Raw genomic sequence first — 7,778 nt, 5'->3', positions numbered from 1 at the left:
CTGCGGGGGCAAAGATGTCCATGGCGTCCATGAAGGCCGAGCCCATGATGCCGAACATGTCGGTCACGCCGTTGGCGACCATGGTTTCCACAAAGGCCTCGGAAGGCGTCATCTTCTGCACGCCGCTGGCCACGGTGCGTTTGTCGGTTTTGGGGGTGCTCATGAGATTCTCCTGAAAAAGTAAAGGGAAAACAAAAAATCGAAACCCAGGGTTCCAAAATTCGAAATTAGAGGCAACTATAGAGATACAACTTCCGTAAATCAATATAAATTTCATTTTTCGATAAAATTTGTTCCACTTATCGGGTTTTCCACTATGATGGAGCGATGTCACTCGCCCCTGTCCCCCTGCCCACCTCAGTCCTTGCAGAAATCAATGGGGACACGCCCACCCTGCGCCTATTTGCACTGCTGGAGGTGATTGCCAGCAAAAGCAGTTACTTCTCACTGCAAAACCTGGCCGACGAAACCGGTCTGCCCAAGGCCACCTTGCACCGCATGCTGCAGCAGCTCGAAAGTGCGCATTTGCTGGAGCGCACTGCCGACACCCGTCTGTACGGCACGGGTAACCGGCTGCGCAAACTGGCCGAGAACCTGCTCATCAATGACACCGCGCACGGGGCACGCCACGCCGTGCTGCGCCAACTGGTCAATGAAGTGGGCGAGAGCTGCAACCTCACAGCCCTGAGCGGCAGCGAGGTGATCTACCTGGACCGGGTGGAGACCTCGGCCCCCTTGCGCTTTTACCTGCACTCGGGATCGCGGGTGCCCGTGCATTGCTCGGCCAGCGGCAAGGTATTTTTGTCGCAGCTCAGCCCGACCCAACGCCAGCGTTTGCTGGCCCATGCGCCGCTGGACGCTTACACCCCCAAAACCCTGACCGACATGGCTGCGCTGGAGCAAGAGGTCAAGCAGGTCAAGCGACAGGGCTTTGCCTTGGACAACGAAGAATTTTTGCCCGGCCTGATGTGCGTGGCCGTACTGGTTCCCTCGGCGCAGGGCAGCTCCAACCTGTGCGTGGCGGTGCAGGCCCCTGTGTTGCGCCTTACAACCGAGCGCTGCCTGCAACTCTTGCCCGCTTTGCAACGCGCAGCTCAAGCCATCAGCGCCATTGAAACCGAGGCCATGCCATGAACACCGCATCCGATCTGCAGCGCTTGGATGTGCGCAGCGTTTTTGACATCGACAGCCCTCTCCAGGTCAACGCTTTCAGTGAGCGCTCGCAGCATGTGCCCGACATCGACCCAGATTACCGCTTCCACCGCGAAGTCACTCTGGCCCTGCTGGCCGGTTTTGAACACAACCGCCGGGTTATGCTGCAAGGCCTGCACGGCACGGGCAAGTCCACCCACATTGAACAGGTGGCAGCCCGGCTGAATTGGCCCTGCGTGCGCATCAACCTCGACGGTCACCTGAGCCGCCTCGATTTGGTGGGACGCGATGCGGTGGTGCTGCGCGACGGCCAACAGGTGACTGAGTTCCAGCCCGGCATCGTGCCCTGGGCGTTGCAGCGGCCGGTGGCGCTGATCTTTGACGAGTACGACGCCGGACGCCCCGAGATCATGTTCGTGATACAGCGACTGCTGGAGCGTGACGGGCAATTCACTCTGCTCGACCAGAACCAGGTGATCAAGCCGCACCCGCAGTTTCGCTTGTTTGCCACCAGCAACACGGTGGGCCTAGGCAACCTCAACGGCCTGTACCACGGCGCCCAGCAACTCAACCAAGCCCAGATGGACCGCTGGAACATCGTGGCCACACTGAACCACCTGCCGCCCGAGCAAGAGATGGCTATCGTGCGCGCCCGTGTGCCCGCCATGCGCGACGAAACCCGCCAAGCGCAGCTCCAAGCCATGGTGCAGTTTGCCAACCTCACGCGCCAGGGCTTCAAGGTGGGCGATCTGTCCACCCTTATGTCTCCGCGCAGCCTGATCAGCTGGGCCGAGAACCTGGACATTTTTGGCGATCTGCAGCTGGCGCTGCACCTGAGCTTCATCAACAAGGGCGACGAATCCGAACGCCCGGTGTTAGGCGAATACTTCCAGCGCTGCTTTGACCGAGAGCTGGGCACGCCATGACCGGCCCGGGCTTGGCGGCGCTGCCTGACTCCGGTGGCCATGACAGCTTCAGCGCGCAAGCCCTGCTGCGCCAGCAACACGCACAAGACGACTTGTGCGCAGCCAGCGTCCGCGCCTTGAGCGCTGAAGACAATTTGCACTACCGACAGCGCCGCCTGTACCGCAATAACCAGCGCCTGCCCGACTTTGCCCCTCACCTGCACCCGGTACATGGCCAAGACGATTGGCGCTCCTTTCGCGCCGCCAGCGATGGTGCGGCCCTGCGCCTGCGCCACTCGAACGCAGCCTTTCACCGGGCGCTGTGCGAGCGCCAAATATTGATGCCACTCGAGCGGCTGATCGTGGAAATGCTCGAGCAAATCCGCGTCGAGTCGCTGGCCCCCGGGCTGGGCCTGCCCGGTGCGGCGCACAACCTGCGCCACCGCTTCGAAGTCTGGGCCGTGGCGCTGGGCCATTCGGACCTGGCCGAAACCGTGCAGGGCCTCACGCTGCTGACAGTGGCCCTGATCTGCCGCTCAAGGGTGGTGGGCGAGGCCGTGCCCGTCGCGCTGATGGACCTGATCGAATCGACCCGGTTTGCCTTGTCCGAGGTCATTGGCCACGACGTGCGAGGACTGCGCATGACACGCCATGACCAGCCCCTTTATGGCGAGCACGCCCTGAACATTGCCCGCAGCGTCGCCCAACACACCGTGGCAGACCAGGTGCAGCCCCCTGCCAAGCGCATCAACCCGGTGCAGTCGACCCGCGAGCGGCTGTCGCTGTGGATCGACTTTGAAGGCGGCGAGGACAAGGACGCGGCTATCGCCGCACCGGGCCGAAGCCTGAGCCCGGACGAGGTGTTGCGCGGTTATGCCGTCTTCACCACCGCCTATGACCGCACCGTGCAGGCGGAAGATTTGGTGCGTGCGGCCGAGCGGCAAGCCCTGCGCCTGCAGCTGGACGAGCGCATTGCCCAGCAAGGCGTGGCCTTGCAACCGCTGGTGCGCCAGCTCAAGGCGCTGCTGAGCCCACCGCGCTGGCAAGACCTAGAGAGCGGCCAGGACGAAGGCCGCATCGACGGCAGCCGTCTGTCGCAGCTGGTGGCCAATCCCCTGCAGCGGCAGCTGTTTGTGCGCGAACGCCAACGCCCAGTGCCCGATGCAGCGGTGTGCTTTTTGATCGACTGCTCGGGCAGCATGAAAGCGCAACGCGAGTCGATTGCTTTGTTGGTGGATGTAATGAGCCGCGCCTTGGATCTGGCGGGCGTGCCATGCGAGGTACTGGGTTTCACCACCGGTGCCTGGAGTGGCGGGCGCGCCCTGCGCGACTGGCGTCGCGCCGGACAGCCGCCGAAACCGGGCCGCCTCAACGAGCGCTGCCACATCATATTCAAACCCGCCGAAAAAGCCTGGCGTTTGGCCCGGCGCGACATGGCGGTCCTGCTCAAATCAGAGCTGTACCGCGAATGCCTGGACGGCGAAGCCCTGCTGTGGGCCGAGCAACGCTTGCTGGCGCAAAGCGCCTCGCGCCGCATCTTGCTGGTCATCTCTGACGGCTGCCCCAGCGACAGCGCCACGGCGCAAACCAACGAGGCACTTTACCTGGAGCAACACTTGCTGGCCGTGACCGATCGCATCGAACGCAGCGGCCGCGTTGAGCTGACCGCTCTGGGCGTGGGCCTGGACATGAGCGGCTATTACCGCCACAGCGACATGCTGGACTTTTCGGATCTGCATGGCCAGCGGGTGTTCACACAAATATTGGGGGCCTTGCGCCCAAGGCGCCGATGAACATGGGAGGTTTTTTTTCGCTGCCCGAATACGCCAGCACCCTGACCCTCCTCTTGAGCAGCCTGGTTGTGCTGCTGGCTGGTGTGGTTCGGGGCCTGACAGGCTTTGGCTTTTCTGTGCTGTGTGTGAGCAGTTTGTCGGTGTTCATGCCCCCGTCACAAGTGGTACCTGCTCTGTTCGTACTTGAGATTGCGGCAAGCATCAGCCTTCTCAAAACCAGCTGGCCAGATGTGCACTGGTCCTGGTTGCGCGTGCTGGCTTGGGGCAATTTGCTGTTCATTCCTCTGGGTGTGCTGACCCAGCAAAACCTGTCTGACAACGCTCTGCGCCTGCTGATTGCGGGGGTCATTGGGGTGATCGCCCTGGCGCAGTTGGGGGGCCTTCGGCCCCAGGGCCCGCCCGGCAAAGCCCTGCAATGGGGCACCGGCATGGTCAGTGGCTGGCTCAACGGGCTGGCGGCCATTGGAGGCATTGCCGTGGCCATGGTGTTCAACCAAACCCGGCTGGCCCCGGCGGTGATGCGGGCCAGTCTGGTGGTATTTTTTCTGTTCACCGACCTGTTCGCCTTGTTGTGCCTGGCCCTCATGTCCCATCTGGCCATCGTGCCCGCATCGCTGCATGACATCAGCGGCCCCACCGCCTTCTGGTCAGTGGCTTGGCTACCGGCGATGCTGCTGGGCATCTGGTTGGGGCACCGGCAAAGTGCCGGGATATCGCCCGAGCGTTTTCGACGGGGGGTGCAAATCCTGCTGGTGCTGATCGCCGTGCTGATGGGCCTGAGGGTGGTGGCGGCCTGATCCACAAGTGTGCGGTGCACGCCCATCGCACCCGCGATGGCTGTGCGCCGCGCCCACCTCAAGATTCAATGCGTGGAGCCTGTAGCATCTGCTGAGCCACAAATGAACGAAACACCGACATCACCGGCAATTCGCTGCGGCCCGCCAAGGTGATCAGTGCCAGACGCGCCGAACCCAGAAACGGCGGGTCCATGTCCAAAGCGACCAGCGACCCATCGGCCAAGCCCTGTCGTGCCGCACCCACTATACCCAGATAAATCGCATCGGTTTGACTGACCACATCAATCAAACTGGCGATCTCCTCGCACTGCAAGGTGATCAGCTGCGCTGGGTTGGCCCGGGAACCATAGTGGTCCACGAGCAAGCGAGCCACCTCTTGCGACAAAGGTGTGGATGCCAAGGGGTAATCCAGCAGCGCTTCAAACGGCACCTGCCCGGGGTGAAGCTGCAATACCGGGTGGCCTTGGCGGCAAACAAAACCGGCGGGCATCTCGACCACATGCGTCATGTTCAGGTCGGACGCGACCGCCACCCGGCGCACATCGACCACCAGCGCATCCAGTTGGCGCTGACGCAACTGCACCAGCTGCTGCTCGGTCGGGCCGCGCGACACGCTCACCTGCACTGTAGGATGGTGATCGGCCATGTAACGCAACCAGGGGGTCATCAGCATGGCCCCTGGGCCAGACCCCAAACCCACACGCAAGGTGCCCCAGCCGCCTTGCTGCAGCAAGGCAGCGCCTTGTTGCAGCTCCTGGGCCTCGTGCACGATGCGCCGCGCCCGCTCCAGCACCGAGCGGCCCAAAGGCGTGAGCTCGTTTTTTTTGCCCAACCGGTCCACCAGGGGGCCGCCCAGCTCCTCTTCCAAGGCCTGGATGCTGCGACTCAAAGCGGACTGAGTGATGTGCAGTTTTTCAGCCGCGCGGCTGAAGGAGCCGGTATCGGCCAGCGCCAGCCAGTGCTCAAGGTGCCTGAGGTTCATGTATTCATTTTACGAATGATTATCAGAAAAATAAGTCATTGGACACATGGTTTCAAAATTTTTAGCATGAACACAGGGTCAAACACACCGACCCGACAGCTCAACACCCAAGGAGACATCATGAACCTCAAAACCCTCATCGGCGGCCTGCTCGTCGCCTACAGCGCGCTGACTGCTGCTGTGGCGCAGACCTATCCCATCAAAACCATCAGCCTGATCGTGCCCTACCCGGCCGGTGGTCCTTCCGACTTTTTTGCCCGCAGGGTGCAACCCGATGCCGCAGCCAAGCTGGGCCAGACCATGGTCATTGAGAACATCGGCGGCGCGGGCGGCTCCATCGGACTGGCCAAAGTGGCCAGCGCCCCGGCCGACGGCTACACACTGAGCCTGGGCAGCCCCATGGAGTTGGTCCTGGCCCCCATGGCCATACAAGGCGTCAAGTACAAGTCCGAAGACTTCCAGTTGGTGGCGCAATTCGCCACCACCAACACGGTGTTGGCTGTTCGCAACTCGCTCAAGCTCAAGTCGGTGGACGAACTGCTGGCACTGGCGCGCAAAAGCGCCGACAAGCCCCTGAGCTACGGCAGCGTGGGCCCGGGTTCGCTGTACCACCTGATTGGTGAAAAATTTTCGCAACTGACCCAGGTGGAGATGCTGCATGTGCCCTACAAAGGCATTGCCCCGCTGTTGACCGACCTGATGGGCGGGCAGATCGACATGGCTTTCTTGCCCATGGCGGGCTCCATTCCGCAAACCCTGATTGACGGAAAAATTCAAGGACTGGCCGTCACGTCCAAAACCCCGCACCCCTTGTTCAAGCAGTTCCCAGCCATGGCCGCCATGAAGGGGCTGGAAGCCATGGAGTTTGACATTTGGGCCGGGGTGCAAGTGCACCGCAACACGCCCGACGCGGTGGTCAACACCTTGAACAAGGCTTTCTATGCTTCGGCTGAGGCACCCGAGACACGCAAAGCGCTGGAGGGCAGCGGCAACGTGGTCTTGCCCTCACGCACGCCGGCGGAGTTGGCACGCATCTACCAAAGCGAAATCGAACGCTACCGCGCGATTGCCAAGCCGATCAATCTGCAAGCCCAGTGATGGACCAGGCCGCTGCCCTGCATGCGCCCAAAGACATTGGGGCCTGTGCGCATTGGTCTGGCCCTGTGAAGTTTGCCGTGCAGGTGCAGGCTTCATCGGGCCGGATCAATCAACAGCGCTTGCCGGGCGTTTGATCCGGTTGACGCTGTGGATGACCACAGCGTTTTTGGGGTGTACGCCTGCAAGGGTTTACCGAAGCACACTGACGGGTCTGAGACAATCGGGCCAACATGTCCGACCTCATCCAAACCGTTTTGATTTACGCCCTGCCGGTGATCTTTGCCATCACCTTGCACGAAGCGGCCCACGGCTACGCCGCGCTGCGCTTGGGCGACAACACCGCCTCGGTGCTGGGGCGCGTCACCCTCAACCCCATTCCCCACATCGACCCGGTGGGCACCATCTTGCTGCCGCTGCTGCTGTACTTCAGCACCAGCGGGGCGTTTTTGTTTGGTTACGCCAAGCCCGTGCCGGTGCGCTTTGACCGGCTGCGTCACCCCAAACGCGACATGGTCTGGGTGGCCTTGGCAGGCCCCGGGGCCAATCTGTTTCAAGCCCTGCTGTGGGGGGTGTTGTTTTATGTCTTGAGCGGCAGCGGCATCACCGAACGGTTTTTCATCGAAATGTGCAAAGCCGGCATGCTGACCAATGTGGTCATGTTCGCCTTCAATTTGTTTCCATTGCCGCCACTGGACGGCGGCCGCATCCTGGTAGGCGTGCTGCCCTGGCGGCAAGCGGTGCTGGTGTCTCGGGTGGAGCCCTGGGGCTTTTTCATCGTGCTGGCGCTGGTGCTCACCGGCCTCATCAGCGCTTGGTGGATGCAGCCTCTGATGGGGGCCACCTTTGAATTGCTCAAGTTCACCCTCAGCCCTTTGGCTGCTTGGTTGCGCTGATTTCTTTTGTTCTTTGTTTTTTTGTTTGGCCCATGACATCCCCTCACCGCACCCGCGTTCTCACCGGCATCACCACCACGGGCACCCCGCACCTGGGCAACTACGTGGGCGCGATCCGCCCCACGGTGCAAGCCAGCCGTGACACCAGCACCGACGGT

General features: G+C 62.0%; 7 protein-coding genes. 6 read left to right on the top strand and 1 reads right to left on the bottom strand.

The genetic code is table 11. The features are described from left to right. Nucleotides 1-327 precede the first annotated feature (327 nt). The 4 genes from ACIQ39_RS17580 to ACIQ39_RS17565 are packed head-to-tail and all read left to right on the top strand — an operon-like array spanning nt 328 to nt 4,647. Nucleotides 328-1,134, top strand: coding sequence for an IclR family transcriptional regulator (locus ACIQ39_RS17580; RefSeq protein WP_396435883.1), 807 nt, complete (start codon nt 328-330; stop codon nt 1,132-1,134). After that, nucleotides 1,131-2,078, top strand: coding sequence for an AAA family ATPase (locus tag ACIQ39_RS17575; protein ID WP_396435882.1), 948 nt, complete (start codon nt 1,131-1,133; stop codon nt 2,076-2,078). Before ACIQ39_RS17580 ends, ACIQ39_RS17575 begins: the two co-directional genes overlap by 4 nt. Next, nucleotides 2,075-3,850: a cobalt chelatase gene (locus ACIQ39_RS17570; RefSeq protein WP_396435881.1), complete on the top strand. Its 1,776-nt coding sequence runs from the start codon at nt 2,075-2,077 to the stop codon at nt 3,848-3,850. Before ACIQ39_RS17575 ends, ACIQ39_RS17570 begins: the two co-directional genes overlap by 4 nt. Nucleotides 3,851-3,852: 2 nt before the next feature. Then, nucleotides 3,853-4,647, top strand: a complete 795-nt coding sequence (locus tag ACIQ39_RS17565) for a sulfite exporter TauE/SafE family protein (protein WP_396435880.1) — start codon at nt 3,853-3,855, stop codon at nt 4,645-4,647. 58 nt (nt 4,648-4,705) lie between these two features. Here ACIQ39_RS17565 and ACIQ39_RS17560 read toward each other — a convergent pair whose 3' ends face one another. Continuing rightward, nucleotides 4,706-5,629: a LysR family transcriptional regulator gene (locus tag ACIQ39_RS17560; RefSeq protein ID WP_396435879.1), complete on the bottom strand. Its 924-nt coding sequence runs from the start codon at nt 5,627-5,629 to the stop codon at nt 4,706-4,708. Nucleotides 5,630-5,749: 120 nt separating this feature from the next. Here ACIQ39_RS17560 and ACIQ39_RS17555 point away from each other — a divergent pair, with 120 nt between their 5' ends. Then, nucleotides 5,750-6,727, top strand: coding sequence for a tripartite tricarboxylate transporter substrate binding protein (locus ACIQ39_RS17555; RefSeq protein WP_396435878.1), 978 nt, complete (start codon nt 5,750-5,752; stop codon nt 6,725-6,727). Nucleotides 6,728-6,957: 230 nt separating this feature from the next. After that, a complete protein-coding gene (locus ACIQ39_RS17550) occupies nt 6,958-7,620 on the top strand; it encodes a site-2 protease family protein (RefSeq protein ID WP_396435877.1) in 663 nt (220 codons plus the stop codon). Nucleotides 7,621-7,778: the final 158 nt, after the last annotated feature.

The sequence above is a fragment of the Limnohabitans sp. genome (genome assembly GCF_044361645.1).
Classification (GTDB): Bacteria; Pseudomonadota; Gammaproteobacteria; order Burkholderiales; family Burkholderiaceae_C; genus Limnohabitans_A.
The sequence above is the reverse complement of the archived record's forward strand: the minus strand, read 5'-3'. Positions and strand labels throughout refer to the sequence as shown.

Bases quoted from the DNA above. Each gene is read 5' to 3' on its own strand.
- ACIQ39_RS17575 (WP_396435882.1), top strand. From the start codon at position 1,131: ATGAACACCGCATCCGATCTGCAGCGCTTGGATGTGCGCAGCGTTTTT.
- ACIQ39_RS17580 (WP_396435883.1), top strand. From the start codon at position 328: ATGTCACTCGCCCCTGTCCCCCTGCCCACCTCAGTCCTTGCAGAAATC.
- ACIQ39_RS17555 (WP_396435878.1), top strand. From the start codon at position 5,750: ATGAACCTCAAAACCCTCATCGGCGGCCTGCTCGTCGCCTACAGCGCG.
- ACIQ39_RS17565 (WP_396435880.1), top strand. From the start codon at position 3,853: ATGGGAGGTTTTTTTTCGCTGCCCGAATACGCCAGCACCCTGACCCTC.
- ACIQ39_RS17560 (WP_396435879.1), bottom strand. From the start codon at position 5,629: ATGAACCTCAGGCACCTTGAGCACTGGCTGGCGCTGGCCGATACCGGC.
- ACIQ39_RS17570 (WP_396435881.1), top strand. From the start codon at position 2,075: ATGACCGGCCCGGGCTTGGCGGCGCTGCCTGACTCCGGTGGCCATGAC.
- ACIQ39_RS17550 (WP_396435877.1), top strand. From the start codon at position 6,958: ATGTCCGACCTCATCCAAACCGTTTTGATTTACGCCCTGCCGGTGATC.